This window comes from Nocardioides allogilvus, from assembly GCF_003047285.1.
GTDB classification, from domain to species: Bacteria; Actinomycetota; Actinomycetes; order Propionibacteriales; family Nocardioidaceae; genus Nocardioides; species Nocardioides allogilvus.
In genome coordinates, this window is the sequence record NZ_PZYX01000007.1 from 124,256 (window position 1) to 151,102 (window position 26,847).

Genomic DNA, 26,847 nt, shown 5'->3' on the forward strand with positions numbered 1-26,847 from the left:
GATCTGGGAGCAAGTACGGTGAAGCGCTGCGAGCGCCCGGTGTCGTCATCCACAATCCTGTCACCACGGATTTCGGCGGTCGTGACCAATCCGTTACAGTCTGACGTCGCCTTCCGGCGAATCCCCCCGCACAAAGGAACTCTCTATGGGAAACCACCGAGCGCACCGCGGCCCCCGCCGCGACCTCTCGGCAGCACCCGTCGCGGGTCGACGCAAGGCGAGCAAGCCGCCTGCGCGCCACCCCTTCCTCAGTGCCCTGCCGTCCGCCCCGATCATCGTGGGTGTGGCGGCTCTCGCCGTCTCTGCCGGCGGTGCCGTCAGCGCCGCCGATGCCGACCTGGTCGGCCAGGTCACCTCGCAGACCGGCTCCATGGCCGCTGCGGGCAGCACCGGCCTCGCCAACGTCGCCCCGATCGCCCACCGCGACGCCATCGTGTCGCGTGACTCGCGCCGTGACGCCCTCGCCGACGCCGCCAACGAAGAGCTGGTCGCGCAGGCCGAGGCCCAGGCCGAGCAGCAGCACGCCGCGCTCAAGGAGATGGCCCGGGCCGCCGAGCAGCAGTCGGCCAAGATCAAGGAGAACCAGTGGGTCCTCCCGCTGGAGAACTACCGCATCTCCGCGACGTTCGGCGCCTCGAGCTACCTCTGGTCCAGCGTCCACACCGGCCTCGACATGTCGGCCTCCATCGGCTCCACGATCCGCTCCGTCGCCAACGGCGTCGTGACCGAGACCGGCTACGACGGGTCCTACGGCAACAAGACCGTCATCACCCTCGATGACGGCACGGAGATCTGGTACTGCCACCAGACCTCGTTCCTGGTCAGCGTCGGCGACACCGTCCGTGGCGGCGACGCCATCGGCACCGTCGGCTCCACCGGCAACAGCACCGGCCCGCACCTCCACATCGAGGTCCGTCCCGGCGGCGGCGACCCGGTCGACCCCTTCACCGCGCTCGTCGAGCACGGCATCGCGCCCTGACCTGAGGCGCTAGAGCTTCTCCACCGGCGCGTAGCGCAGCAGCAACCGCTTCACGCCCTGCGACCCGAAGTCGATCGACGCGACGGACTTGTCGCCCGACCCCTCGAGCGCGACGACCGTGCCCATCCCGAACGAGTCGTGCAGCACCCGGTCCCCGGGCTCGAGTGACGGGATCTCGCGTGCGGGCTTCGACTTGGCCGCGACGTCCGCGCGCGCAGCAGCCGCGGAGAAGTTGTGGCGCCCGGCCGCGGTCGGTGCACCGAGGCGCGCGGCCGAGTTGGCCGCCAGGTCGGGGCGGCCCCAGCGCGTCATCGCCTGGGCGGTGCGCCGCCAGTCGATGAGGTCGACGGGGAACTCGTCGATGAACCTCGACGCGGGGTTGTGCGAGGGCGCGCCCCAGGCAGAGCGCACCATCGCGCGCGAGACATAGAGCCGCTCGCGCGCACGGGTGACGCCGACGTAGGCGAGCCGGCGCTCCTCCTCGAGCTCCGGCTGGTCGCCCAGCGAGCGCTGGTGGGGAAAGACGCCGTCCTCGAGGCCGGTCAGGAAGACGACCGGGAACTCCAGGCCCTTGGCGGTGTGCAGCGTCATCAGCGTGACGACACCACCGTCGTCGCCACCCTCCTCGCCGTCGGGGGCGTCGGGGATCTGGTCGGAGTCGGCGACCAGCGCGACGCGTTCGAGGAAGTCGCCGAGCGTGACGGCGACCGTGCCCGCCTCGACCTCGGTCGGGTCGGCCGACGGGCCGGGCTGCGGGTCGTCGGAGAACTCACGGGCGACGGCCACGAGCTCGGCGAGGTTCTCCACGCGCGTCGCGTCCTGCGGGTCGTCGCTCTCCTCGAGCTCGGTGAGGTAGCCGGAGCGCTCGAGCACCGACTCCAGGATCACGTCGGCCCGCTCGTCGGCGGCGACCATCGACTGCAGCTCCTGGATCATCGCCACGAAGCGCTGGATGTTCTTCAGCGACCGGGTCGCCAGGCCCGGCGCCTGGTCGGCGAGGACCAGCGCCTCCCAGAAGGAGATGCGCTCGCGCTGGGCCAGCGCGTTGACGCACGCCTCGGCCCGCTCGCCGATGCCGCGCTTCGGGGTGTTGAGCACCCGCCGCAGCGAGATCTCGTCGGCAGTGTTGACCAGCAGCCGGAGGTAGGCCAGCGCGTCGCGGACCTCCTTGCGCTCGTAGAACCGCACCCCGCCGACGACCTTGTAGGGCTGGCCGGTGCGGATGAAGATCTCCTCGAACACCCGCGACTGGGCGTTGGTGCGGTAGAACACCGCCACGTCGGCGGCTCGCACCGTGCCGGTGTCGACGAGCTTGTCGATCTCCTCGGAGACGAACCGCGCCTCGTCGTGCTCGTCGTCGGCGACATAGCCCACGATCCGCTCGCCGTCGCCGGCCTCGGACCACAGGCGCTTGTCCTTGCGGCTCGAGTTGTTCTTGATCACCGAGTTAGCTGTGGTGAGGATCGTCTGCGTGGAGCGGTAGTTCTGCTCCAGCAGGATCGAGGTCGCGTCGGGGAAGTCCTGCTCGAAGTCGAGGATGTTGCGGATGTTGGCGCCCCGGAACGCATAGATCGACTGGTCGGCGTCACCGACGACCATCAGCTCGCTGGGGGCGTCGTCGGCCGGTCGACCCGATTCGAGGTCCTGCCCGCAGAGCTGGTGGATCAGGGCGTACTGCGCGTGGTTGGTGTCCTGGTACTCGTCGACGAGCACGTGCCGGAAGCGGCGGCGGTAGTTTTCCCGCACGTCGGGCAGCGTCTGGAAGAGGTGCACCGTGGTCATGATGAGGTCGTCGAAGTCGAGCGCGTTGGCCTCGCGCAGCCGTCGCTGGTAGTTCGTGTACGCCGCTGCGTAGGCCTCCTCGAAGGAGTTGCGCGTGTCCTGGGCGGCCTCCTCGGGGTCGCGCAGCTCGTTCTTCTGGTTGCTCACCCAGTGCAGCACGGCGCCGGGCTGGTACTTCTTCGGATCGAGGTCGAGCCCCTTGAGCACCAGCGTCATCAGCCGCTTGGAGTCGGCCGCGTCGTAGATCGAGAAGTTGGACTTGTAGCTGACGCCGCCGAAGTCGAGCGCGGCGATCTCCTTGCGCAGGATCCGCACGCACGCGGAGTGGAACGTCGAGACCCACATGATCCGGGCGCGCTTGCCGACGAGCTCCTCGACCCGCTCCTTCATCTCGGCGGCGGCCTTGTTGGTGAAGGTGATGGCCAGGATCGAGCCGGGGTGGGCCTTGCGCTCGGTGATCAGCCAGGCGATGCGCCGGGTCAGGACCCGGGTCTTGCCCGAGCCGGCGCCGGCGACGACGAGCAGGGGCGCGCCGGCGTGCACGACGGCGGCGCGTTGGGGCTCGTTGAGGCCCTCGAGCAGCTCGTCGGGGCTCGGCCCGCGGCGGGTGGTGCGGGGCTCCTCGACGGGGGCGATGTGCTCGAGGCCGGGGATCAGGTGGGGGCTACTCATCTCCCGGCCAGCCTACGGCCAGGGACCGACAGCTCAGGCAGCGTGGGCAGGTGACCAGAAGATGGCCACCGCGACGTTCGCGACGCTCAGGAGCAGCAACCCGGCCCACAGGCCCTGCGGGATGCTCGGCTTGCGGACGTTGGCCATGACCAGCACCAGCAGCACGAGGCCGATGACGAACTTCACGGCGATCTTCGCGTGGTTGACCGGGTCCTCGCCAGCCTCGAGGACGCCGACCAGCAGCAGCCCGGCCAGGAAGGCGGTGCCGACTCCGTCTCGCATGGCGGCGTTGACCGACTTCTCGGCGCTCTTGGCCTGGACCACGAGGCCACCGAAGAGCGCGGCGAAGCCGAGCACGTGCACGAACAACAGGACGAGGCGCAGGATCTCCATGGCCGCAGACTAGCGGCGCTGCCGCGGCTTGGGTCGCACCACCAGCACCGGACAGGGTGCGTAGTGCTGGACCCGCTGCGCGGTGCTGCCGACGAGGACGGCGTCGCTCAGGCCACGGCCGCCGCTGGCGACCACCACCAGCCCGGCGTCCAGCTGCTTGGCGGCCTTGATCAGCTCGTTGGCCGGGGAGCCGGAGCGGATCCGCTTGTGCACGGTCGGGCCCCAGCCGTCGAAGACCGCGGCGACGACCTCGCTGGCCGCCTCGGCGGCCCTGCGGAACGAGGTCTCCGGCCCCGCGGCGTACGTCGATCCGCCGGACAGCTCGTCGGCGAACGCGACCGACGCGAGCGGACGGATGACCGCGATCACCGAGATGTCGGTGATCTTGGTCGGGTCGGCGAAGGACTTGAGCTTCTTGGCGGCGGCGAGCGACTGCTTCGACCCGTCGGTGGCGACGATGACGTGCATGTCAGGCTCCCTTCTCGTCGACGACCTCGGGATCGCCTCGCTCGGCACCCGATGGCCGGGTCTGGTTGCCGAAGAAGTACTCCAGCAGGAAGAGCACCACGCCGACGGCCACCAGCCCGGCGCACCAGATCAGCGACGTGGGGTCGTCGTAGATCGAGAACCCGAGAATGGCCAGGTTGCCGACCAGCCCGACGAACAGCAGGGGCGTGTTGGCGCGGAAGGTCTTCTCGGTCTCGTCCCGGCCGCGCAGCTTGAGGCACGAGACGATGACCAGGGCATAGATCGCGAGCAGGAACACCACGGTGACCAGGGCGAGCCGGTTGACCAGGTCGAGACCGGCGCCGGCCTCGGTCAGGAGCGTCCCGATCACCAGCAGCCCCGCCACCACCGCTCCGCAGAAGACGAGTCCGACCCAGGGGCTGCGCCGGGTGGAGTGGACCTTGGCGAAGACCCCGGGGACGACGTCCTCGCGGGCCATGCCGTAGAGGATGCGCGGCTGGGTCACCACGGTCACGAGCGTGGTGTTGGTGATCGCGATCAGCGCGATCACGGAGAAGAGCGTCGTCATGAAGCCGGTCGACACGGGCAGGATCCCCTGCTTGACCACCTCGAGCAGTGCCGCGTCGGACCCGGCGAGCGTGTCGACCGGCACCGTCAGGGCGGCGGCCATGGAGACCAGGACGTAGACGAGGCCGGCGACGAGCATGCCGCCGACCAGCGAGCGCGGGAACGCCTTGTGCGGGTCGATCGTCTCCTCGGCGACGTTGGCGGTGTTCTCGAACCCGGTCATCGCGAAGAAGGAGAAGGCGATGCCGGCGAGCACGGCGAGCGCGGGACTGCCGAAGTCGCCGGAGACGTCGACCTCGACGAGCGTGCCGAAGTCGGCCTTGCCCTGGGCGACGAACCAGACGCCGATGACGAGGACGATGAGCAGCCCCGCGACCTCGACGAAGGTCATCACCATGTTGATCACCACGGACTCGGTGATGCCGATGAAGTTCACGATCGCCAGCAGGGCCAGGAAGACCAGCGAGACCAGCAACGCCGGCGGCCCGCCGTCGTCGAACAACGTGGCGAAGTAGGACGAGAACCCGGTCGCCAGCGAGCCGGTGGCGGCCATGCTCGCCGAGAGGAACGACACGGTGATCAAGAACGTCAGCGCCTTGTTGCCGAACGCCTTGTTGACGTAGAGCGAGGCGCCGGCCGCCTGCGGATACTTCGTCACCAGCTCGGCGTAGGCCGATCCCGTGATCGCGGCGACCGTCACACCGAGGGCGAAGGCGATCCAGAACGCCCCGCCGACCGCGGCGGCGACGAGTCCGATGAGGACGTAGATCCCGGACCCGAGGACGTCACCGAGGGTGTAGAAGAACAGCTGTTTCCCGGTGATCGAGCGGCGTAGCCCGTTGTCCTCGTCGTCGGCGGTCACAACATCGGCCTGGGTCATGTGGGCTCTCTTCCGAGTCAGAGATGGGCTTAGACCTCACCTCGAACTCGGCCGGATGTCAACGCGGTTCCCCCCTAAAGGAGGCGTCGGTCCGTGGCCCAGCGGGTGAGCTCGTGGCGGCTCGAGAGCTGCAGCTTGCGCAGGGTGGAGGACATGTGGGTCTCGACGGTCTTCACGGAGATGAAGAGCTCCTTGGCGACCTCCTTGTAGGCGTAGCCGCGGGCGATCAGGCGCATCACCTCGCGCTCGCGCTCGGTCAGCCGGTCGAGGTCCTCGTCGACCGCGGCGACGTCGATCGAGCCGGCGAAGGCGTCGAGCACGAAGCCGGCGAGCCGCGGCGAGAACACCGCGTCGCCGTCGGCGACCCGGCCGATGGCGTCGACCAGCTCGGGCCCGGTGATGGTCTTGGTGACATAGCCCCGCGCTCCCCCGCGGATCGTGCCGATGACGTCCTCGGCCGCGTCGCTGACCGACAGCGCGAGGTAGCGCGCGTCGGCGTGCGGGACGCGGCGCATGACCTCGGCACCACCCCCGCCGGGAAGGTGCACGTCGAGGAGCACGACGTGGGGCTGGTGCTCGCGGATCAGGGCGACCGCCGAGTCGACGTCGGCCGCCTCGGCGACGATGTCGACCACGCCGGCCCCGGCGCTGGTGAGCTCGGCGCGGACGCCCGCCCGGAACATCGCGTGGTCGTCGACGATGACGACCCGGACGGGGCGGCTCGCGGGGGCAGCCTGGTTCATGACTTCTCCTCGTTCTTCAGCGGCAGGTGGAGCCGCACTTCGGTGCCCTCGCCCGGGGCCGAGCGGACCTCGCCCTGCCCGCCGTGACGGGCCATCCTGTCGATGATGCTGCCACGGACGCCCTGCCGGTCCTCGGCCACGCCGCTCGGGTCGAAGCCGGTCCCGCGATCGCGGACGAAGACGTCCACGGCGTCGGCCGACACCTCGGCGTACACATCGACGCGCGGTACGCCGGCGTGCTTGGCGGCGTTGGTGAGCGCCTCGCGGGTCGCGTCGGTGATCGGCTTGAGGGCCTCGGTCATGTCGAGGTCGCCGACCGCGACGACGTCGACGACGACGCCGTAGGTGTCCTCGACGATGGCGGCGTGGGCCCGGAGCTCGCCGGCGAGGGTGACGTCGGTGCCGACGGACTCGAAGAGCCACGCCCGCAGGTCGCGCTCCTGGGAGCGGGCCAGCCGGGCCACCATGGGCGCGTCGGTGGAGTTCTTCTGGATGAGGGCGAGCGTCTGCAGCACCGAGTCGTGCAGGTGAGCAGCCATGTCGGCGCGCTCCTGGGTGCGCACCCGCTCCGCGCGCTCGGCGCCGAGGTCGTGCACCAGCCGCAGCGCCCACGGACCGACCACGATGGCCAGCCCGAGCACGCCCAGCAGGCCGGCGATGATCACCGGCCCGGCGAACTCGAAGGAGCCGGACCACACGGCGAAGAGGATCAGCGCGGTGACGACGAGCGAGAGGCCGGCGAAGACCCGGAAGTAGGCCGCCCACCCGCCGCCGCCGAAGATCGCGCGGAAGGGGTCGATGCGCCCGGTCGAGTCGAGCCAGCGCTCACGCTGGGCCTCGTCGGCCTGCCGCCACAGCAGGGCGACACCGGCCAGGGCGATCACGACCGGCCAGAACAGCGCCCCCTGGCCGAACACCGCCTCGAAGCCCAGCACGGAACCGAACAGGAGCGCCCCGATCGCGATCCCCGGGCCGGCGTCGCGCAGCCGTGAGCCGCGGCGCGGTCGCTTGCCCGTACGGCGGGCACTCTCCAGTCCCGGCGCGGACTGCTCGAAGTGCGAGTCGCTCGGCAGGAACATCCACAGCCCGGCGTACAGCATCAGGCCGATGCCGTCGAGGACCGCGAGCAGCACGAAGGCCACCCGCACCCACAGCACGGGCACGCCGAAGTGCCGGGCCAGCCCGCCGGACACACCGCCGGCGATGGGTGACTCGGTGTCGCGGGCTGCCCGGCGATAGGGGCGCGGGCCGGTGCCGGTCGGGTGGGAGTGGGTCGTCGTGCTGCTCATCGTGCGTCCATCGTCGCAGGCTGGCGCGCCGGTCACCATGAGGAGCAACCCCGAGCAGACCCTGAGGCCCACGGGCGGACCCGGCGCCACAATCAGGGTCGTCCCCGATGGTGCGCAGCGCGCTGGTGGCGTTGAGTTGGGGCCATGACGAACACACCTCCCCCACCGCCGGCGGTCGAGCCCGAGGAGCACCAGGGCCCGCGCACCTCCCGCAACGAGGTCCTCGAGCTGGGCCGGCTGCGCCGTACCAGCGACGACCGCCACATCGCGGGCGTCGCCGGCGGCCTGGCCCGCCACCTCGACATCGACCCGATCATCGTCCGCGTGGCGCTCGTGGTGCTGGTGTTCTTCGGCGGCTCCGGTCTCCTGCTGTACGGCGCCATGTGGCTGCTCGTGCCCGAGGAGGGCACGCCCGCCCAGCCGCTCGGCCTCGACGACCGCAACCGCAACATCGCCCTGGTCGGCACCGTCGTGCTGGCGACGATCGCCGCCGTCGGCGACTTCGCCGGCGCGTTCTGGTTCCCGTGGCCGGTGGTGATCATCGGGCTGCTCGTCGTCTGGTTCCTCAACCGCAAGGAGCACAGCGACCGGCAGCCGGCGAGCTATTCGACGACGATGCACGGCTGGGGTCCGCCCGCGGACCAGGCCGGCGAGGTCTCGGCGGCCCAGCAGGCGCCGTACCACCCCTATGCCGCCACGGCCTACATCCGGCCCCGCAACCCGCGCAAGAAGGGCCCGATCCTGTTCTGGTTCACCCTCGCGCTGATCGCGACCGGCATCGGCACGCTCGGGCTCATCGACGTCTCCGGCACCGCGGTGCCCGACCCGGCCTATCCCGCCCTGGCGATGACGCTCACCGGCGCGATGCTGCTGCTCGGTGCCTTCTGGGGCCGGGCCGGCGGGCTCATCTTCATCGGCCTGGTCGCGGCCGCCGCCACCCTCGGCGCCACGGCGAGCAACAACTACGACAACGACCGCCTCGCCTACACCCCGACCTCCTCGGCCGAGGTCCGCGACTCCTACGACATGGGAGCCGGCGAGCTCACCGTCGACCTCTCCCAGGTGCGTGACATCGAGGGCCTCGACGGTCGCGAGCTGGAGATCGACGGCGGCATCGGCGACCTCGAGATCGTCATCCCCGACGGCATGGACGTCTCGGTCGACGCGTCGGCCGGGGTCGGCGAGCTGAACATCTTCGGGGAGCGGTCCGACGGGATCGACACCACGCAGCAGGGATTCGTCAACGGCGGCAACGACGTGCCCGACATGCGCATCACCATCGACCTCGGCGTCGGCCAGGTCACCGTCCGCGAGCAGTGAGGTCAGCCATGAGCAACTACCCCTACCCCCAGTCCTCCCACGAGGCAGACACCTCCGGACGCCACCCGGTCAGCGTCGGCCACCTCGTGATGGGCGTCGCCTTCCTCGGGCTGGCCACCATCTGGCTGCTGTTCCAGTCGGACACGATCGGCAACGACGACCTGCGCTGGTTCCTGCCGCTCCCCTGGCTCGCAGCCGGCCTGGCCGGGCTGCTGGCGGTGGCGCTCACCGGGCGTCGTGCGAAGCCAGATGTCGACGGCGGGTACGCCGAAGCGCCGGTCTACGCCGAGCCCGAGCCGATGTGGTCCGAGCCCGACGCGACCGGCGCCGGGGACGAGCAGGTCTAGCCCTCAGCCGAGCCAGTCGGCCAACGCGGCGGAGGCGATGTCGGGGTTGTCGGAGAACACTCCGTCGACCCCGGCATCGAGGAACGCCTGCGTCTCGGCGTACATGTCACCGGGCGCGTTGCGGTCGGTGCCGACGCGGAAGTTGGTCGCCATGAACTGGTTCTCGCGACGCAGCGTCCACACGTGCACGACCAGGCCGGCCGCGTGGGCGTCGTCGACGAGGGCGGAGGGCGTCGTGGTGGCGCCACCGGTGCGCGGCAGCACGAGGTCCTTGTTGGCGCCGATGCCGTCGGCATAGGCGGCGATCGCCTCGATGCCGGCGGGGGTCAGCATCGAGGCATACGTGACGCCGGTGCCCGCTGCGACCTGGTCGTACGGCGCCCCGCTGGAGCTCACCAGCTGCGCGATGTCGACGTCGACGACCTGGTCGAGCTCGACCAGGTTGGCCACCTCGAAGGACTGGATGATCACCTCGTCCTCGGCGTCGTCGAGGTCGTGCGCCTGCAGGGCCGCGACCAGCGGCTCCTCGAGGGACAGCCCGATCGAGTCGAAGTAGGTCGGGTGCTTCGTCTCGGGGTAGACGCCCACGCCACGCTTGCGCGCCAGCTCGAGGACCTGGTCGAACGTGGGGACCTTGAGCTCGCCGTCGAAGGCGGTGTTGTCGGGACGCACCTGCGGCAGGCGCTCCTTGGCGTTGAGCGTCTTGAGCTCGGCGTAGGTGAAGTCCTCGGTGAACCAGCCCGTGACCGGGTCGCCGTCGATCACCTTCGTGGTCTGCCGGTCGGCGAACTCCGGGCGGTCGGCGACATCGGTGGTGCCGGAGATCTCGTTCTCGTGGCGAGCCACCAGCACGCCGTCCCTGGTCGAGACCAGGTCGGGCTCGATGTAGGCGGCGCCCTGCTTGATGGCGAGCTTGTAGGCCGCCAGCGTGTGCTCGGGCCGGTAGCCCGAGGCACCGCGGTGACCGATCACGATCGGGGTGGCCTGCTCGCCGTCCGCGACCGCGGGTGCGGCTGCCTGGGCGGGCAGGCAGGTCAGGGTGGACAGGGTGAGTGCGGCCGCGACGGCGGCGACGGTCTTCCGGGTTGTCATGGCCCCGACCCAACCGGGCTCAAGCAGCCGCCCTGCGAGGTCGGGATGAACGTCAGGTGTCGAGCTCGCGGGCAGCCGCGACGGCCAGCTCGGGGTGGTCGGTGATCACACCGTCGGCCCCCGCGTCGAGCAGCGCGCGGACCTCGCCGGCCATGTCGCCGTGCGCGTCGGGCGATTCACCGTGGCGCAGGTTGGTCGGCAGGAAGCGGTTCTCGGCGCGCACCGTCCAGACGTGGACCGTCAGCCACAGGCGGTGGGCGTCGCGCACCAGGCTCGACGGCTCGCCGATGGCGCCCCGCTCATCTCGGGGCAGCACCAGGCCCTTGTGCGGGCCGATGCCGTCGGCGTACTCATCGATGCGGGCGAGACCCTCGGGCGTGCACAGCGCGGCGTGCGACTCCCCCACGTCGAGCAGCTGGATGATCGGCAGCTTCGTGCGCAGCGCCAGCCGGCGCAGGATGTCGGTCTCGAAGGACATCAGGCTGATCCGCGCCCACGGCCGGTCGAGGTCGTGGCGGTGCAGCGCGGCCAGCAGCGGATCGTCGAGCGGCAGCCCGATCGAGTCGAAGTAGGCGGCATGCTTGAGCTCGATCATCACCCCGACGCTGCGCCCGCGACGCATCGACTCGGCGTGCACCATGGCCAGGACCTCGGTGAGCGTGGCAATGCCCTCGGTGCCGTTGTGGGTCGCGTTGGCGGGCCTGGTCGCGGGCATGCGCTCGCGGGCGGTGAGGGCCTTGAGCTCGGCGAGCGTGAAGTCCTCGGTGAACCAGCCGGTGACCTTGTGCCCGTCGATGCAGCGTGTGTCGCGGCGGCTCGCGAACTCGAGGTGGTCGGTGACGTCGGTGGTGCCGCTCAGCTCCGACTCGTGCCGGGCGACCAGCACGCCGTCGCGGGTGCTGACGAGGTCGATCTCGATGTCGTCGACGCCCATCCGGATGGCGGTGCGGTAGGCCTCGAGCGTGTGCTCGGGCCGGTGCCCGCTGGCCCCGCGATGACCCACGATCGCGGGCGTGACGACCAGGCTCGGGATGCGATCCCGAACTGGCACCTGCCAGGTCACGGTCATGGGGCCACGCTGGCCGCGAGGAGCGTCGTCACGACGACCGTGGAGTGAACGCGACATGAGGAGATCAGGGCGAAAAGCATTCGCCGCGACGGCCCCGCGCTCCGTACTCTCGGACGAGTGCGTCAGCTCCCCGTCCCCGACCCCGGCATCGCCGATCACCGCGGGCCCGGGAAGTTCCTGTGGTGGCTCGCCCGGCAGCAGCGGCGCACCCTCGCCGGCGGCATGACGTTCGGCATCATCTGGATGTCGTGCCAGGCCGTGATGCCCGCCGTGCTCGGCCGCGCGATCGACCGCGGCGTCGCCGACAAGGACCAGCGACAGCTCGTGCTCTGGGCCTGCGTGATGCTCGCGATCGGCCTCCTGCAGGCCGTCACCGGCATCATGCGGCACCGGTTCGCGGTGACCAACTGGCTGACCGCGTCCTACCGGATCGTGCAGCTCACGACCCGTCAGTCGGTGCGCCTCGGCGGCTCGCTGCCCCGCAAGGTCAGCACCGGTGAGGTGATCGCGATCGGCACCACCGACCTCGACCACATCGGCAACGTGATGGACGTGACCGCGCGCTTCGCCGGCGCCATCGTGTCCTTCCTCCTCGTCTCCGCGATCCTGCTGTCCACCTCGGTCCAGCTCGGCCTGGTCGTGCTGATCGGGGTGCCGCTGCTGATGCTGGTGATGGGCCCGATCCTCAAGCCGCTGCAGGCCCGCAGCGCCACCGAGCGGCAGATGCGCTCCGACCTGTCCAACACCGGCACCGACATCGTCGGCGGCCTGCGGGTGCTGCGCGGCATCGGCGGCGAGGGCGTGTTCCTCGCCCGCTACCGCCGCGAGTCGCAGGCCACCCGCACCGCCGCGGTCAACGTCGCCAAGCTGCAGTCGGTGCTCGACGCGCTCCAGGTCTTCCTGCCCGGCACCTTCGTGGTGCTCGTGGTCTGGCTCGGCGCCCGCTCGGCCGTCACCGGCGCGATCACCGCCGGCGAGCTGGTCGCGTTCTACGGCTACTCCGCGTTCCTGATGCTGCCGCTGCGTACGGCGACGGAGTTCGCCAACAAGCTGATCCGCGGCCGGGTCGCGGCGTCGCGCGTGTGCCGGGTGCTGGCACTGGAGCCGGACGTGGTCGAGCCGTCGTCCCCCGTCGCTCCCCCGCCTCCGGGCTCGGAGCTGGTCGACCTTCGCTCCGGCCTGCACGTCCGGGCCGGCATCATCACCGCGATCGTCAGCGACCAGCCCGACGACTCGGCGCTGCTCGCCGACCGGCTGGGGCTGTGCGCGGCCGAGCAGGACGACGACGTGTCGCTCGGTGGCATCGCGCTGACGTCGCTGCGCCACGCGGACGTCCGCGAGCGGGTCATGGTCTCCGACACCGGTGCCGCCCTCTTTGCGGGGCGCCTCGCCGACCGCATCGACGAGCGCGGCAGCGGCGACGTCGAGAAGGCCCTGTTCACCGCCTCCGCCGAGGACATCCTCGAGGCGCTCCCCGACGGGCTCGAGTCCGTCGTCACCGAGAAGGGGCGCTCCTTCTCCGGCGGCCAGCGCCAGCGCCTGGTGCTGGCCCGCGCGCTCGCGGCCGACCCCGAGATCCTGGTGCTGGTCGAGCCGACCAGCGCCGTCGACGCCCACACAGAGGCGCGGATCGCGGCCCGGCTGCGGGCACACCGAGCGGGTCGCACCACGGTCGTCACGACGGTGAGCCCGCTCCTGCTGGACGCCGTCGACGAGGTGGCGTTCCTGGTCGACGGGCGGGTCGCCGCGGTCGGCACCCACGCGTCGTTGCTGGCCGACGTGGCGGCGTACCGCACCGTCGTCGTGCGGGACGTGGAGGCAGCGGTATGAGTGTCACGACCCGACTTCCGATCGCCGACGGTCGCGCCGTACGCCGCTATGTCGGCCAGGTCGCGCACCGGCACCCCCGCCTCCTGTGGACCGCTCTCGGGCTGCACGTGCTCGCCGCGCTGACCGCGCTGGCCGCCCCCCGCCTGCTCGGCGAGCTCGTCGAGTCGGTGGAGGAGGGCACGACCCGGTCGCACGTCGACGAGATCGTCATCTGGCTGGCGATCTTCCTGGTGCTGCAGTCGGTGCTCACCCGGTTCGCGCGCTACCGCTCGCAGGTGATGGGCGAGCTGGTGCTCGCCGAGCTCCGCGAGGACTTCGTCGCCAACACCCTCGCGCTGCCCGTCGGCACCGTCGAGGCCGCCGGCTCCGGCGACCTGCTGACCCGCACCGGCTCCGACATCGACCGGCTGGGCTGGTCGGTGCGCTGGGCCCTGCCCGAGTGGACGATCGCGGTCGTCTCGGCGGTGCTGACCTTCGCCGCCGCGCTCAGCGTCGGCTGGTGGGTGGCCCTGCCGTGCCTGCTCGCGCTGCTGCCGCTGGTGATCGGCCTGCGGTGGTACCTCGCCCGCGCGAAGGACGGCTACCTCGCCGAGACCGCGTCCTACTCGCAGATCACCACGACGCTCTCCGAGACCGTCGAGGGCTCGCGCACGGTGGAGGCCCTCGGACTGGGCGCCAAGCGCGTCGACATGTGCGACCGGGACTGTGCCGACTCGTTCACGGCCGAGAAGTACACCCTGCACCTGCGGACCGTGTTCTTCCCGAGCATGGAGCTCAGCTATCTCCTGCCCGTGGTCGGCACGCTGCTCTTCGGCGGCTACCTCTACACCCAGGGCTCGGTGTCGCTGGCCGAGGTCACGACGGCGACGCTCTACGTGCAGATGCTCATCGATCCGGTCGACCGGATCGTGTCCATCCTCGACGAGCTCCAGCTCGGTGCCGCCGCGCTCGCGCGGCTGCTCGGCGTGGCCCAGGTGCCCGACGACCGCTCGGTCTCCGGGCGCGTCCCGTCGTCCGAGAAGCTCGACGCCCAGAACGTCCGGTTCGCGTACGTCGAGGGGCGCGACGTGCTCCACGGCGTCGACCTCGACGTCGGGATCGGCGAGCGGATCGCCATGGTCGGTCCGTCAGGTGCGGGCAAGTCGACCCTCGGGCGGCTGCTGGCGGGGATCCACCCGCCGCGGTCCGGCTCGGTCACCGTCGGTGACGTGGGGCTCGTCGAGCTGCCGCTCGGCGAGCTGCGCGGTCACGTCGCGCTCGTCACCCAGGAGCACCACGTCTTCGTCGGCACACTCCGCGAGAACCTCGTCCTCGCCCGGCCCGGCGCCTCCGACGAGGAGGTGCACGCCGCCCTCTCGGCGGTCGACGCAGCGGAGTGGGTGGCTGCCCTACCGGCCGGTCTGGACACCGTCATCGGCTCCGGCGGGCGGGCCGTCACCGCCGCGCACGCCCAACAGATCGCGCTGGCGCGGCTCGTGCTCGCCGACCCCCACACGCTGGTCCTCGACGAGGCGACCTCGCTCATCGACCCTCGAGCAGCCCGGCACCTCGAGCGCTCGCTCGCCGCCGTACTCGAAGGACGGACCGTGATCGCGATCGCGCACCGGCTCTTCTCCGCGCACGACGCCGACCGCGTCGCGGTGTGCGAGGACGGGCGGATCAGCGAGTTCGGGTCGCACGACGAGCTGGTCGCCGCGGGTGGTTCGTACGCCGCGCTGTGGGACTCCTGGCACGGGAAGTCGTGACCCTGTTGCGATTGTGACAGTAATGGTGTCACAGTTGGCGCATGAAGCTCTCCATGCCGCTGATGTATGCCGGCAACCCTCGCGAGGCCGCCGACCAGGTGACGCAGCTGGAGCAGGCCGGCCTCGACACCGTGTGGGTCGCGGAGGCCTACGGCTTCGACGCGCCGACGCTGATGGGCTACCTCGCGGCGAGGACCGAGACGATCGAGATCGGCTCGGCGATCCTCAACGTCTACTCCCGCACCGCCGGCGCGCTGCTGCAGACCGCGGCCGGTCTCGACAACGTCTCCGGCGGTCGCGCGATCCTCGGGCTCGGTGCCAGCGGGCCGCAGGTGATCGAGGGCTTCCACGGCGTGCCCTACTCCAAGCCGCTGGCCCGCACCGCCGAGGTCATCGACATCGTGCGCCGCGGCCTCAAGCGCGAACGGCTCGAGAACGACGGCCTGATCAAGCTGCCGCTGACCAAGGCGGACGGCGCGGTGACCGGGCTCGGCAAGGCGCTGAAGATCCTCACCCACCCCGAGCGCGACTCGATCCCGATCTACATCGCCGCGCTGGGCGAGAAGTCGGTCGAGCAGACCGCCGAGATCGCCGACGGCTGGATCCCGATGCTCTTCCACCCCGAGAAGGCCCACCTCGTCTGGGGTGACGCCCTTGCGGCCGGCGCCGCGAAGCGCTCGGCCGACCTCGGCCCGCTCCAGGTCAACGCCGGCGGCATGCTCGCGATCGGCGAGGGCCCGGAGACGAAGGCGCTGCTCGACTTCGCGCGCCCCCTCTACGCGTTGTACGTCGGCGGCATGGGCGCGAAGGGCAAGAACTTCTACAACGACGTCGCCTGCGCCTACGGCTACGAGAAGGAGGCCACCGAGATCCAGGACCTCTACCTCTCCGGCAAGAAGAAGGAGGCCGAGGCGCTGGTGCCGCTCGAGTGGCTGGAGGCCGCCAACCTCGTCGGCCCCGCGTCCTACGTCCGCGAGCGGATCGAGGCGTTCAAGGAGTCCGGGGTCACCAACCTGTCGCTCACCCCGGTGACCGACGACCCGGCGGCGGCGATTGCGCAGGTGAAGGAGTGGGTCTCCTGACCAGGCGCCTGGCCCACCCTCGTCGCTACGACAACCTCCGCCGCATCCAGGGCCTCGACCCGGAGGTCGACTACGACGAGATCACCAACCTGACCGCGCGCCACGAGTTCCCGTGGGACTACGTGCAAGGCACCGGGATCGCGTTCATGCGCGACTACGGCGTCCCGTCGATCTCCCGGCTGCTGCACCACACGGGCGAGTTCGAGCGCGACGGCGTGAAGCGCTACGACGACACGATCCTGATCGGCGAGGAGTCGACGATCGAGGGCATCGACTCGTCTCGCGGGCACGCGGCGGTGCGACGCCTGAACAAGATCCACGGCCACTACGACATCCCCAACGACGAGTTCGCCTATGTCCTGGCGACCACCATCGTCGGACCGGTCCGCTGGATCTCGGCCTACGGCTGGCGCCCGCTCGACCCGAAGGAGCTGGTCGCGATCACCCGGGTCACCACCCGCTTCGGCGAGCTGATGGGGATCAAGGGGCTGCCGTCGACGTACGACGGCTATCTGCAGCTGCTGCTCGACTTCGAGCGCGCGCACTTCTCCCCCGACCCGGCCAACACCGCGCTCGCCGAGGCCTCGATCGACATCGCGCGCACCGTCGCACCGGCCCCGGCCCGCCCGCTCGTGCGGCGCGTGACGATCGCGCTGATGGACGAGCCGCTGCGGGTCGCGCTCGGCCTGCCGGCGCAGCCCCGCTGGTTCGTCTCGCTCGTACGCCGTTCGCTGCGTCTGCGAGGACGAGCGCTGCGGTTCGCGGCGCCCCGCGAGGCGCCGTACGTCCACCGGGCCGTCACCTATCCCGACGGCCACCACCTGACCGATCTCGGACCACTCTCCATGTTGCACAGACTCAACGCGCACGACGAAGGGAAAGCCCATGCCTGAACGCCCCACCATCCTCGAGCAGGAGCACGAGGACTTCCGCCGCACGGCGCGCGCCTTCATGGAGAAGGAGGTGCAGCCGTTCCACGAGCAGTGGGAGAAGGACGGCCAGGTCGATCGCGACGTCTGGCGCAAGGCCGGCGAGATGGGCCTGCTCTGCTTCGACGTGGAGGAGGAGTTCGGCGGCCCCGGCATCAAGGACTTCCGCTACAACATGGTGATGGCCGAGGAGATCAGCCGGATCGGTGCCAGCGGGCTCGGCTTCCCCGTGCACACCGACATCATCGTTCCCTACATCAGCTCGCTGGCCAACGACGAGCAGAAGCGGCGCTGGCTGCCGGGCCTGGTGGACGGCTCGCTCATCTCCGCCATCGCGATGACCGAGCCGGGCGCCGGCTCCGACCTCCAGGGCATCCGGACGACGGCGGTCGACAAGGGCGACCACTACGTCCTCGACGGGTCCAAGACCTTCATCAGCAACGGCATCCTGGCCGACCTCGTCATCGTCGTCGCGCGCACCAACCCCGACGCCGGACACCAGGGCATCAGCCTGCTGGTGGTCGAGCGCGGCATGGAGGGCTTCGAGCGCGGTCGCAACCTGGACAAGATGGGCCTCAAGGCGCAGGACACCGCCGAGCTGTCCTTCGACAACGTCATCGTGCCCAAGGCCAACCTGCTCGGCGAGGAGGGTTCCGGCTTCATCTCGCTGATGGTCAACCTCCCCCAGGAGCGCATCTCCATCGCCGTCATCGCGGTGGCCGCGATCGAGCACGTGCTGGACATGTGCCTGTCCTACGCCAAGGAGCGGGAGGCCTTCGGTCGCCCGATCGGGAAGTTCCAGAACACCCGGTTCGTGCTCGCCGAGATGGCCACCGAGGCCCACATCGCGCGGGTCTTCGTCAACGACTGCGTGCGCAGGCTCAACGCCGGGGACGTCGACACCTCGCTCGCCGCGATGGCGAAGTGGTGGACCACCGAGCTGCAGAAGCGCGTCGTCGACACCGGCGTCCAGCTGCACGGCGGCTACGGCTACATGTCGGAGTACCCGATCTCCAAGGCCTACGTCGACAGCCGGATCCAGACGATCTACGGCGGCACGACCGAGATCCAGAAGGAGATCATCGGGCGGATGCTGGGGCTGTAGGCCCCGGCCGCCTCACGCGGCGAGCGTCAGGGCATCTCGGAAGAAGAGCTCTGCCCGGCTCGCTGCTTGGTGCTGCCGCTGGCCGGCCTGATCCAGTCGCTTCGTCCCGGTGTGGTCGACGAGGTAGATCGCTCCGTGGGGGTCGCGCCAGACGTAGATGCCGGGGAACGGTTGCTGCACCTGCCAGCCACCGTGGGTCTTGATCCGGTGGTGGAAGCGGGTCATCGGCCCGTAGTTGCCCACCCTCGACTGCCCGGCGCCCTCGTCCGCACCGTGTCGGAACGGCACGGTGTGGTCGATCTGCTGGGTGCGGGAGAGGCATGCTCCCCAGGGGAAGGTGTCGGCCGGCGTCATCAGATGCACGGCCCGTCTATGTCGGTCGGGGATCTCGTAGGCGTCGACGGGCGCCTGGCCGTCGAGGTCGCAGACCGGGGTGACGGTGATCGTGGCGTGGGGTCCGAGGTGGCGGCGGATCCAGTCATCGGTGACGGGCCCGTGTCCCTCGACGCGGACGATGCCGGTCTCCTGTGCGCCTGCGTAGGCGTGGAGGAACAGGACCACCGTCGGCATGAGCGCTGCCCAGTCGACCTCGGGCTTCGGCCCGGTGCGGGGTGAGGCTGGCTCGTGCTCGGCGCAGGGGTCGGCCGCCGCTGGGTCGTCGGACCGGTGCTGCCAGGCGGCGTAGTGCGCCAGCAGCTCGCGGGCGCGCTCCGGGTCGGTGAGGATGAGCACCGCCTTCACGCGCCGCTGGTCCTCGGGGTCAGGGTCGCCGAGCTCAAGCAGGATGCGCGCGATGTGGGTCACCATCGCGTCGAGGCGCGCGATGACGTGCAGCGGGGCGCGGACGTAGAAGCCGCGCAGGCCGGCGTCGGTGGAGCGGGTGGGGTTGGCGAACTGTCGGGTCGCGGCCTCGCGCTCGCGCTCGGCCGTGGCGGCGGGGTCGCTGGCCGCGATGGCCCCTTCGACCAGCGCCTCGAACCGGGTCCACGGGATCCGGCCGTCAGCAGCCTGGTGGACCCGCCTGTCGACGTACGCCGCCTGCTCGACGCCGAGGTCACGGGTCTTGCGGGCGACGAAGCGGGCGTAGGACGCCTTCACCTGGAGCGCCTCGACGCGGCGCCACAGCCGGGGCAGGCGGTGAGCGATGTCGAGGGCGTCGGCCATCAGCGAGTGGGCAGCCCCGGTCGACATCTGCAGCCGCGCGCCGAGGACGGCCGGCGCGAACTCGAGCACTTCGGGCGTCCCCGCTCCCCCGAGCCGCTTGGCCTGCTCGCGCCCGGGTCGTCGGGCCTCGTCGCGGTCGAGGCGGTCGGCGTTGTTGAGGATCGCGTGCTGGACCGCGATGCGCAGCGTCTCTGCCTCGGCCTCGCGCTGTGCGCGCGCGACCGTCTCGGCGTGAGCGAGGAGCTGGTCCTCGGTCAGGCCTTCGAGAGCGGTCGTCGTCGGCATGGATCCACTCAAGCAGGGACCACCGACAATGACGCCTCACGGCGGATGCTCGGATCTGCCGAGTTGAGGCCGGATCGCCAGGCTCCCTTGCGGGGCGCGAATATGGTTCCGGCATGGCTGCAGATTCGGAAGACTGGGAACCACGCGTCGCTCACTTCTGGAGCACCGTCGATCTTGACTACCGTGCCCGCGCCGTCGCGGCCATGCGGGAACTCGCGGCCGAACGCGGGCCAGACGACCCCGACGCCCAGTTCGAACTTGGCGGGATCTACGACTCGACCGGATATGAGGCTGAGGCGAACGCGCACTACGCGGCAGCGCGTGAACTTGGCCTCGCGGGCGCACGCCTCGCGCAGCTGAATATCCAGCAAGGATCGACGCTTCGAAACCTGGGTCGCGTCGACGAGGCGATCGCAATGCTGGAGGCAACGACGCCGGACCCCAGCATCGGCGACGCACGGGCCGTCTTCCTTGCCCTCGCGTTACGGGACGCCGGCCGCCACGATGAAGCCCTTCGACTGTGCATCGAAGCCTTGGTTCCGCACCTGCCGCGCTACCAGCGATCCGCTGCAAACTACGCGCATGCGCTCACCGAGGCGACCGACTGATCCGATCGGATCTGCCGCAGACCGCGTGGGTGCGGTCGTCCCGTTGTGCCGCGAGTGAGTGTGGTGGCGGTCCGTCCTAGGCCTGCTGGAACTCGATTCGGTTTCCAAAGGGATCGTAGGTGTGGAATCGCAGGACGCCGGGGATCTGGCCGTCAGCCCGAACGCACTCGTGTCCGACCGAGACCAACATGCCTTCAAGTGCGTCCAGGTCATCTACCAAGAAGGCCGGGTGGGCTTTGCGGGCGGCGACAAAGGGCTCCTCGACCCCGAGGTGCAGCACGGCTGATCCGGACTCGAACCAGCACCCACCGCGAGCAGCCAAGGCCGCAGGCTTCGGAATCTCTATCATTCCCAGTACGTCGCCGTAGAACCGTCGGGCGACTTGCTCGCTGTCAGGCGGCAGCGCCACTTGTACGTGGTCAAGCCCAATGATCGGCATGCCAACCCCTCTCTCTTGACGTCAAGATATGCCGCGGTCGACGGATTGTGCTAGCCCCACGATCTGCCCGAGTTTGCCGCGGATCGGGCACCTCAGTGGGCGAGCTTGAGACCGATCACGCAACCGAGCAGACCCATCAGCAACAGCACCTTGATGACGGAGACCGACTCGTCGCCCGACGCCATACCGTACAGGACCGTCAGCGAAGCTCCGACGCCCACCCAGACCGCATACCCCGTCCCCACGGGGAGGGTGCGCAGCGCGTAGGCCAAGCCGCCCATGCTGAGCCCGAGGCCGACCAGGAACACCAGCGTCGGGGTCAGTCGCGAGAAGCCTTCCGACCTGCCGAGGGCCACAGCCCAGACGGCCTCGAGAACACCGGAAAGGACCAGAACCAACCACGCCATGACGGACTCCTCGGGTGGCCGTCTTGGCGTTCCGGGTACGGCTCCCTCGTCCGGGCGAGCCCTCTCGGCTCACTTCCAGTTTAGGTAGCCAGGCGCGTCAGGGTGAATTCGCAAGGGGTCTGCGATGCCGCGATACGCGCTGTCGTGATGAGATCCACGCGCCTATCGGGTTGCCGTTGCCCCCGTCCTGAGTGAGGCTCAGGCGCGTGATCTCTTGGACCGCGGCACTCGGAATCGCGCTCATCACGTTCGGTTTGGCCATCACGCCCGGACCGAACTCGATGTACCTCGTGTCGAGGTCGCTGACTCAAGGTCGTCTCGCCGGCCTTGTTTCATTGGGCGGCGTCGTCACGGGGTTCATGGCCTACCTGCTCGCCACCACAGTCGGACTAGCGGTCCTCTTTTCCACGGTTCCTCTGCTGTTCGTAGCAATAAAGGTCGCGGGCGCCGCATACCTGCTCTGGCTGGCGATCTCGATGATCCGCAAGGGCAGCTCTGTCTTCCGGCCCGGCGATGGGCGGCGGCACTCGGCCAGCAGGCTGTACGCAATGGGACTCGCGACGTGCCTTCTCAATCCGAAGATCGCCCTGTTCTATGCAGCGCTGCTGCCGCAGTTGATCAACCCCGACGGCGCGAGCATCTGGGCGCAGACGATGCAGCTGGGCCTCGTGCAGATTGCCGTGGCCACGCTCGTCAACATCTGTTGGGTCGTGGCGGCGGCAACACTGGCCAGCGTCCTTGCTCGTAGCCGCCGGGCTGATCACATCGTGCGCATCGCGGCTAGCGGACTCCTCGCATGGTTCGCGGTCCATCTGGGGCTGGCGCAGCCTGCCACCGCTCAACCCTGAGCCCCACGACCTTGCCGGCTCCGGCACGACGGAGCGGGATAACCCGAGTGGTGGTCGGCTCGTTGGGCAAAGGTCTGGACCACCTCCGAAAGGACCACCATGCGTCTCCCGTCCCGTCTGACCGTCGGCCTGACCGGCCTCGGCCTCGCTCTCGCCTCAGGCCTCACGAGCAGCCCGGCCGGCGCCATCGTCGGTGGCTACCAAGCCCAGGACGGCGAGTTCCCGTTCATGGCGTCGATCCAGGACAAGGGCTCCTCAGGACTGACGGCCACTTCTGTGGTGGTTCCGTTGTCGCGAAGCAGTGGGTGCTCACAGCTGCCCACTGCATGGTGGACACCAACCCGCGAGACATCCAGGTCGGTGTCGGCCGGACCAACATCGACGATCTCTCGACCGGGCAGACCTTGTCGGTCGACCGGATCATCGTGCACCCCGACTACGAAAAGACCGGCACCTTCGACGCGGCGCTGATCCACGTCACCTCCGACATCGCCTCGCCGGCGATCCCCCTGGTCCCGCTCACCAACAACAGTCTCGAGCAGGACGGCGCGCCGCTCACGGTCGCCGGCTGGGGGACCGAGTTCTTCGGCTCGCCCCTCATTCCGGCGGACCTGAAGGCGGTCGATGTCAAGGCGGTCGCCGACGAGAACTGCACGACGAACGGGCTGATGGGTTTCCAGCCGGAGTCCGAGATCTGTGCCGAGACGCTGGGTGGTGACTCCTGCCAGGGCGACTCGGGTGGCCCGCTGTTCGGCACCCTCGCCGACGGTCGCCAGGTCCAGGTCGGCATCGTCAGCTACGGACTCGGCTGCGCCGTACCCGCTTTCCCGGGTGTCTACGGCGAGGTCAACAACGCGTCGATCCACACGTTCATCACCTCGACGACCGCTACGGGGACCACTGGCGCCAAGAAGGGACGCAAGCGCCGCTGATCGTTGACGCCTCGACGGGGAAGTCCGCATCAGCGGTCGATGAAGATGTCCCACTCGAGCTCGCCGGTGCCGCCGTACTGACTGAGGTCGGTGACGCCGGCCTCGGCGAGCACGTCGACGTCGAGGAACGTGTTGCCGGTGCACTCGCGGGCCGGGCGGGAGAGGATCTCGACGGCAGCGTCGGCGACGATCTCCGGCGTCCGCGTCTTGCTCATCACGTCGTCGCCGCCGAGCAGGTTCTGAACCGCGGCCGTGGCGATCATCGTCTCGGGCCAGAGGCAGTTCGCCGCGACGCCGTGCTCGGCGTACTCCGCGGCCCAGCCGAGGGTGAGCATCGACATGCCGTACTTCGCGAGCGTGTACGCCGGGTGCGCGCCGAGCCACTTCGGGTCCAGGTTGACCGGCGGCGACAGCGACAGGATGTGCGGGTTCGTGCCTTCGCGGAGGTGAGGGAGCGCCTTGCTGGACAGCAGGTAGGTGCCCCGCAGCTGGATGCTGACCATCAGGTCGAAGCGCTTGACCGGCAGCGTCTCGGTGGGGTCCAGCGCGATCGCGGACGCGTTGTTGACCACGATGTCGATGCCGCCGAACCGCTCGACCGCTTGCGCCACCGCGTCCTCCACGGACGCCTCGTCGCGGACGTCGCCGACCACGGCGAGCGCCTGCCCGCCGGCCGCCTCGATCTCGGCAGCGGCGGTGTGGATCGTCCCGGGCAGCCGAGGGTCCGGCTTGTCGGTCTTGGCGAGCAGCACCACGTTGGCGCCCTCGCGGGCAGCGGCGACGGCGATCGCCAGGCCGATCCCGCGGCTGCCGCCGGACATGATCATCGTGCGGCCGTCGAGGCGCTGGTCGGTCATGGTCGCTCCTGGGGGGGTCGGTGTGGGACGGACTGCCCGACCGACCTTACAGATTGTCTACGACTGTGCCAAGACTGTAAGGTTCGCATGTGACGACGACGGAGGACGCCCCGCTGTTGCGGCCCGTCTCCGCGCGCTCGGCGATCCTGACCATCCTGCTCGCGGCGGACCCGCCCAGCCTGAGCGCGAGCCAGATCTGCGCTGCGGCGACCCGGGTCGGCTACGCCGAGGCCACGGCACGGGTGGCTGCCTCGCGCATGGTCTCCTCCGGCGAGATGCTCCGCGAGGACAGGAGCTACACGCTCTCCCCCCGACTGATGGAGCGCCGCCGCCGGGTCGACGCGTCGGTCAGCCCACGACTGCGTGACTGGTCCGGTGACTGGGAGCTGGTGGTGATCACTGCCGTCGGCCGCAGTCCGGCGGACCGGTCCGACCTGCGCGGCGATCTGACCGGGCTCGGCCTGGCCGAGCTGCGCGAAGGCGTGTGGATGCGCCCGGACAACCTGGAGCGTCCTTGGCCCGAACGCCTCGACACCACGTGCCGCCGGATGGTGGTGCGACCTGTCGAGGACGCCGCTGACCTCGTCGGTCAGCTCTGGGACCTCGACGCGTGGTCGACGCGCGGGCGCGCGTTGCTGGACGCGACAGGCAGCGAGGACGCGAACACCCGCTTCACCGCCACTGCTGCCGCCGTGCGCCACCTGGTGGCCGACCCGGTGCTGCCGACCAACCTGCTCCCCGACGGGTGGCCCGGCGACGAGCTCCGCGCTGCGTACGCCGACTACAAGCCCTGGCTCTTCACCACCCCCTCTGACTGACCCCCAACAACCCAGGAGATCCCATGACCGAGCTGACCGGCATCCGCTACTCCGTCGACGGCGGAGTGGCCACCATCGCACTGGCCCGCCCCGACGCGTCGAACTCGTTCGACCTGCCCACCGCGCAGTCGTTGGGAGCTGCCGTGGACCGCGCGAGTGCCGACCCGTCGGTCGCCGTGGTGCTGCTGACCGGTGACGGCGCACGTTTCTGCGCCGGCGGTGACGTCTCCTCGATGGCCGCCTCGCAGGACCCCGCGGCGTACCTCCTGGAGCTGGCGCAGGAGCTCGACGGCGCACTGCAGCGACTGGGCCAGATGGAGAAGCCCGTCGTGGCTGCGGTCCAGGGGGCTGCCGCCGGCGCCGGCCTCGCCGTCGTGCTGAGCGCCGACGTGGTCGTCAGTGGAGCAGGGGCGAAGTTCCTCACGGCCTACGCCGGCGTGGGGCTGACCCCGGACTGCGGACTGTCCTGGCTGCTGCCGCGCGCGGTCGGGCAGCAGCGGGCGCTCGAGCTGGCACTCACCGGCCGGGTGCTCTCCGCGGCCGAGGCACGCGACTGGGGTCTGGTGACCACCGTCGTCGAGGACGACGAGCTGGAGGCCGCCGCGACCGAGCTCGCCGCGAAGCTCGCGACGAAGCCGCCGTTCGCGCTCGGCCAGGCCCGTCGGCTGATCCGCTCCTCGTGGACGGCGACCCGGGCCGAGACCGGCGCTGACGAGGCGCAGACCATCTCGCAGGCAGTCACCACGCCGGAGGCCCGGACGCTGGTCGCGAAGTTCGCCGGCCGCTGAGCCGAATCGTCAGGCGGGGCGCTCGCGACTCAGGTACCGGACGGGCTTGCCGAGCGACCCGGCGTAGGCGATCTCCCGTCGGGTCGACTCACCCAGATAGCCACCCGGATCCACGACGTACACCTCGTCGGCCATGCGGATCTTCTGGAAGTGCAACGCGCCCAGCCGCTCCTTCAGGTCCGAGCCGTCGACTGTCCCGAACATCCCGAGGCTGATCACGACGTACCCGTCCATCGTGAGCCGCTGGTTGACCTCCGCGAACTCGGCCTCGAACCTGGTCGAACCGCAGAGCGTGATGACCCTTGCCTCGGCCGACTCGGTGCGTAAGCGGCTCCGCTCGTCATCGACGCGGCGCTCCTCGTAGATGTCGCCCGCCCGCGCCAGCGCCCGCCAGGGCTTGGCGAGGTCGAGCGCGACGTGGAGTGCGGGGTCGCCCCGGTCCAGCGTCCCGATCACCAGCCCCGCCTCGCTGCCGACGTCGGCCAGCACCTCGCCGTGCGGTCCGATGAGTCCGGAGTGGAACAGGTGCGTTCTCTGCGCGGGCACCGACAGGCTCAGCCAGTAGTTGTGGATCGCGGCGTGGGCGCGGGCCTTGGTCTCGAAGATCGAGTCGACCGGATATGCCGACAGCAGCACGCAGTCGACCCCGAGCCGTCGGTACTCCGCGAACAGGTCCTCGAAGTTCACCTCGATGCAGAGCGCCAGGCCGAAGCGGAAGCCGTCGACGTCGACCACCACCGGCTCGAACCCCGGCGTGTAGAACCGGGTGAGCTCGGTGTTCGAGCACTTCCGCTTGTCGTAGCGGTCGACGAGCTCCCCCTGGTCGGAGATCACGTAGAGGCTGTTGTGCGGCCAGTGCGGCGGGGTCAGCGGGTGCGCGGACCCGAGCACCACCCAGATCCCGAGCTCACCGGCGAGTGCGGCAACTTCCTCGAGCTCGCGGCGTACGGCGGACCAGTCGACGTCCTCCCAGGCGGCCACGTCCGCCACGGCGTAGCCAGACAGGAACCCCTCGGGGAAGTGGGCCAGCCGCGCGCCCGCCGCTGCAGCGACCCGCAACATCCGCCGTACCTCGGCGCCGTTGGCACGGGGATCGGAGGAGGCGGTGGGCTGGCAGGTGGCCATCGCAAGGCTCATCCGCGCATCTTGGCAGGCCGCCGCGCCCTCACCCCTCAGGCAGCTCTGCAAACGCGCGCTTCACGTCGCGGTACCAGCCCATCCCGGCGACGGGCCGCTTCCAGCGGCCCTTCATCTCGTTGCGGGCGGGCACGTGGGCCTCGTCGCCCTGGGCCACCAGGTCCTTGAGGTGCTTGTCCTGGGCCTTGATCACCTCGTCGGCGGTCTGTCCCGCCAGGGCGAGGTCGCAGGGGCCGCCGAGCTGCTTGCAGGTCATGGTCTTCATGGGTCTT

The 26,847-nt window shown here is 70.2% G+C and carries 27 protein-coding genes and 1 riboswitch; of the genes, 13 read left to right on the forward strand and 14 right to left on the reverse strand.

Translation table 11 applies throughout. The features are described 5' to 3' along the window. Nucleotides 1-145: 145 nt before the first annotated feature. Complete coding sequence (locus tag C9J87_RS12360) at nucleotides 146-979, forward strand: M23 family metallopeptidase (protein WP_010833937.1); 834 nt, start codon at nucleotides 146-148, stop codon at nucleotides 977-979. A 9-nt stretch (nucleotides 980-988) separates the two neighbouring features. On the opposite strand, the gene pcrA is transcribed toward C9J87_RS12360, so the two are convergent. The 6 genes from pcrA to C9J87_RS12390 form a co-directional block, all read right to left on the reverse strand. After that, nucleotides 989-3,433, reverse strand: coding sequence for a DNA helicase PcrA (gene pcrA, locus C9J87_RS12365; protein ID WP_010833938.1), 2,445 nt, complete (start codon nucleotides 3,431-3,433; stop codon nucleotides 989-991). A gap of 33 nt (nucleotides 3,434-3,466) precedes the next feature. Then, nucleotides 3,467-3,826: a hypothetical protein gene (locus C9J87_RS12370; RefSeq protein ID WP_010833939.1), complete on the reverse strand. Its 360-nt coding sequence runs from the start codon at nucleotides 3,824-3,826 to the stop codon at nucleotides 3,467-3,469. A 9-nt stretch (nucleotides 3,827-3,835) separates the two neighbouring features. Next, nucleotides 3,836-4,294 (reverse strand): universal stress protein, encoded by a 459-nt coding sequence (locus tag C9J87_RS12375; RefSeq protein WP_010833940.1) that lies wholly within the window; start codon nucleotides 4,292-4,294, stop codon nucleotides 3,836-3,838. Nucleotide 4,295: 1 nt separating this feature from the next. Beyond that, nucleotides 4,296-5,741: an APC family permease gene (locus C9J87_RS12380; protein ID WP_010833941.1), complete on the reverse strand. Its 1,446-nt coding sequence runs from the start codon at nucleotides 5,739-5,741 to the stop codon at nucleotides 4,296-4,298. A 74-nt stretch (nucleotides 5,742-5,815) separates the two neighbouring features. After that, nucleotides 5,816-6,484 (reverse strand): LuxR C-terminal-related transcriptional regulator, encoded by a 669-nt coding sequence (locus tag C9J87_RS12385; RefSeq protein ID WP_010833942.1) that lies wholly within the window; start codon nucleotides 6,482-6,484, stop codon nucleotides 5,816-5,818. Next, on the reverse strand, nucleotides 6,481-7,773 hold the full coding sequence (locus tag C9J87_RS12390) for a PspC domain-containing protein (protein ID WP_107705664.1): 1,293 nt from the start codon (nucleotides 7,771-7,773) through the stop codon (nucleotides 6,481-6,483). The genes C9J87_RS12385 and C9J87_RS12390 overlap by 4 nt, the downstream gene beginning before the upstream one ends. 144 nt (nucleotides 7,774-7,917) lie before the next feature. Between C9J87_RS12390 and C9J87_RS12395 the strand changes: the two genes are divergently transcribed. Together C9J87_RS12395 and C9J87_RS12400 are read left to right on the forward strand one after the other, a co-directional pair. Beyond that, entirely contained in the window at nucleotides 7,918-9,093 is a 1,176-nt protein-coding gene (locus tag C9J87_RS12395) for a PspC domain-containing protein (RefSeq protein WP_010833944.1), read from the forward strand. Between the two features lie 8 nt (nucleotides 9,094-9,101). Beyond that, entirely contained in the window at nucleotides 9,102-9,440 is a 339-nt protein-coding gene (locus tag C9J87_RS12400; RefSeq protein WP_010833945.1) for a hypothetical protein, read from the forward strand. 3 nt (nucleotides 9,441-9,443) lie between these two features. Here C9J87_RS12400 and C9J87_RS12405 read toward each other — a convergent pair whose 3' ends face one another. Continuing rightward, nucleotides 9,444-10,532, reverse strand: coding sequence for a glycerophosphodiester phosphodiesterase (locus tag C9J87_RS12405; RefSeq protein ID WP_107705665.1), 1,089 nt, complete (start codon nucleotides 10,530-10,532; stop codon nucleotides 9,444-9,446). A 52-nt stretch (nucleotides 10,533-10,584) separates the two neighbouring features. Next, complete coding sequence (locus C9J87_RS12410) at nucleotides 10,585-11,601, reverse strand: glycerophosphodiester phosphodiesterase family protein (protein WP_157953185.1); 1,017 nt, start codon at nucleotides 11,599-11,601, stop codon at nucleotides 10,585-10,587. Nucleotides 11,602-11,718: 117 nt separating this feature from the next. Here C9J87_RS12410 and C9J87_RS12415 point away from each other — a divergent pair, with 117 nt between their 5' ends. Genes C9J87_RS12415 through C9J87_RS12435 form a run of 5 tightly spaced genes read left to right on the forward strand, consistent with a single transcriptional unit; the run spans nucleotide 11,719 to nucleotide 18,292 of the window. Further along, nucleotides 11,719-13,431, forward strand: coding sequence for an ABC transporter ATP-binding protein (locus C9J87_RS12415; RefSeq protein WP_010833948.1), 1,713 nt, complete (start codon nucleotides 11,719-11,721; stop codon nucleotides 13,429-13,431). After that, nucleotides 13,428-15,176 carry an ABC transporter ATP-binding protein gene (locus tag C9J87_RS12420; RefSeq protein WP_107705667.1) on the forward strand — a complete coding sequence of 583 codons (1,749 nt, stop codon included), beginning with the start codon at nucleotides 13,428-13,430 and terminating at the stop codon, nucleotides 15,174-15,176. The genes C9J87_RS12415 and C9J87_RS12420 overlap by 4 nt, the downstream gene beginning before the upstream one ends. Before the next feature lie 41 nt (nucleotides 15,177-15,217). Further along, nucleotides 15,218-16,258: an LLM class F420-dependent oxidoreductase gene (locus C9J87_RS12425; protein WP_010833950.1), complete on the forward strand. Its 1,041-nt coding sequence runs from the start codon at nucleotides 15,218-15,220 to the stop codon at nucleotides 16,256-16,258. Further along, entirely contained in the window at nucleotides 16,246-17,151 is a 906-nt protein-coding gene (locus C9J87_RS12430) for an oxygenase MpaB family protein (RefSeq protein WP_010833951.1), read from the forward strand. Before C9J87_RS12425 ends, C9J87_RS12430 begins: the two co-directional genes overlap by 13 nt. Beyond that, entirely contained in the window at nucleotides 17,144-18,292 is a 1,149-nt protein-coding gene (locus tag C9J87_RS12435; protein WP_010833952.1) for an acyl-CoA dehydrogenase family protein, read from the forward strand. The genes C9J87_RS12430 and C9J87_RS12435 overlap by 8 nt, the downstream gene beginning before the upstream one ends. Nucleotides 18,293-18,304: 12 nt before the next feature. Here the strand turns inward: C9J87_RS12435 and C9J87_RS19985 are convergent, their stop codons facing one another. Continuing rightward, a complete protein-coding gene (locus tag C9J87_RS19985; protein WP_198652341.1) occupies nucleotides 18,305-19,741 on the reverse strand; it encodes a hypothetical protein in 1,437 nt (478 codons plus the stop codon). Nucleotides 19,742-19,854: 113 nt separating this feature from the next. On the opposite strand from C9J87_RS19985, the gene C9J87_RS12445 reads away from it, so the two are divergent. Further along, the gene (locus C9J87_RS12445; protein WP_010833954.1) at nucleotides 19,855-20,349 is read left to right on the forward strand and encodes a tetratricopeptide repeat protein; all 495 of its coding nucleotides are present in this window, start codon (nucleotides 19,855-19,857) and stop codon (nucleotides 20,347-20,349) included. A gap of 76 nt (nucleotides 20,350-20,425) precedes the next feature. On the opposite strand, the gene C9J87_RS12450 is transcribed toward C9J87_RS12445, so the two are convergent. Together C9J87_RS12450 and C9J87_RS12455 are read right to left on the reverse strand one after the other, a co-directional pair. Beyond that, the gene (locus C9J87_RS12450) at nucleotides 20,426-20,788 is read right to left on the reverse strand and encodes a VOC family protein (protein WP_107705668.1); all 363 of its coding nucleotides are present in this window, start codon (nucleotides 20,786-20,788) and stop codon (nucleotides 20,426-20,428) included. A 92-nt stretch (nucleotides 20,789-20,880) separates the two neighbouring features. Then, the gene (locus C9J87_RS12455; protein ID WP_107705669.1) at nucleotides 20,881-21,195 is read right to left on the reverse strand and encodes a DMT family transporter; all 315 of its coding nucleotides are present in this window, start codon (nucleotides 21,193-21,195) and stop codon (nucleotides 20,881-20,883) included. 13 nt (nucleotides 21,196-21,208) lie between these two features. Beyond that, a riboswitch (guanidine-III (ykkC-III) riboswitch) is annotated at nucleotides 21,209-21,271 on the reverse strand. Nucleotides 21,272-21,401: 130 nt separating this feature from the next. Between C9J87_RS12455 and C9J87_RS12460 the strand changes: the two genes are divergently transcribed. After that, nucleotides 21,402-22,043, forward strand: a complete 642-nt coding sequence (locus C9J87_RS12460; RefSeq protein ID WP_107705670.1) for a LysE family translocator — start codon at nucleotides 21,402-21,404, stop codon at nucleotides 22,041-22,043. After that, on the forward strand, nucleotides 21,992-22,975 hold the full coding sequence (locus C9J87_RS12465; protein ID WP_107705671.1) for a serine protease: 984 nt from the start codon (nucleotides 21,992-21,994) through the stop codon (nucleotides 22,973-22,975). The genes C9J87_RS12460 and C9J87_RS12465 overlap by 52 nt, the downstream gene beginning before the upstream one ends. 29 nt (nucleotides 22,976-23,004) lie before the next feature. Here the strand turns inward: C9J87_RS12465 and C9J87_RS12470 are convergent, their stop codons facing one another. Then, nucleotides 23,005-23,832 (reverse strand): SDR family oxidoreductase, encoded by an 828-nt coding sequence (locus C9J87_RS12470; RefSeq protein WP_010833958.1) that lies wholly within the window; start codon nucleotides 23,830-23,832, stop codon nucleotides 23,005-23,007. A gap of 89 nt (nucleotides 23,833-23,921) precedes the next feature. Between C9J87_RS12470 and C9J87_RS12475 the strand changes: the two genes are divergently transcribed. Beyond that, entirely contained in the window at nucleotides 23,922-24,650 is a 729-nt protein-coding gene (locus C9J87_RS12475) for a PaaX family transcriptional regulator C-terminal domain-containing protein (protein WP_107705672.1), read from the forward strand. Between the two features lie 23 nt (nucleotides 24,651-24,673). Then, complete coding sequence (locus tag C9J87_RS12480; protein WP_232820041.1) at nucleotides 24,674-25,438, forward strand: enoyl-CoA hydratase/isomerase family protein; 765 nt, start codon at nucleotides 24,674-24,676, stop codon at nucleotides 25,436-25,438. 9 nt (nucleotides 25,439-25,447) lie between these two features. Here C9J87_RS12480 and C9J87_RS12490 read toward each other — a convergent pair whose 3' ends face one another. Both C9J87_RS12490 and C9J87_RS12495 read right to left on the reverse strand, forming a co-directional pair. Beyond that, on the reverse strand, nucleotides 25,448-26,575 hold the full coding sequence (locus C9J87_RS12490) for a carbon-nitrogen hydrolase family protein (protein ID WP_232820042.1): 1,128 nt from the start codon (nucleotides 26,573-26,575) through the stop codon (nucleotides 25,448-25,450). A gap of 28 nt (nucleotides 26,576-26,603) precedes the next feature. Further along, nucleotides 26,604-26,840, reverse strand: coding sequence for a hypothetical protein (locus C9J87_RS12495; RefSeq protein ID WP_010833962.1), 237 nt, complete (start codon nucleotides 26,838-26,840; stop codon nucleotides 26,604-26,606). Between the last annotated feature and the right edge of the window lie 7 nt (nucleotides 26,841-26,847).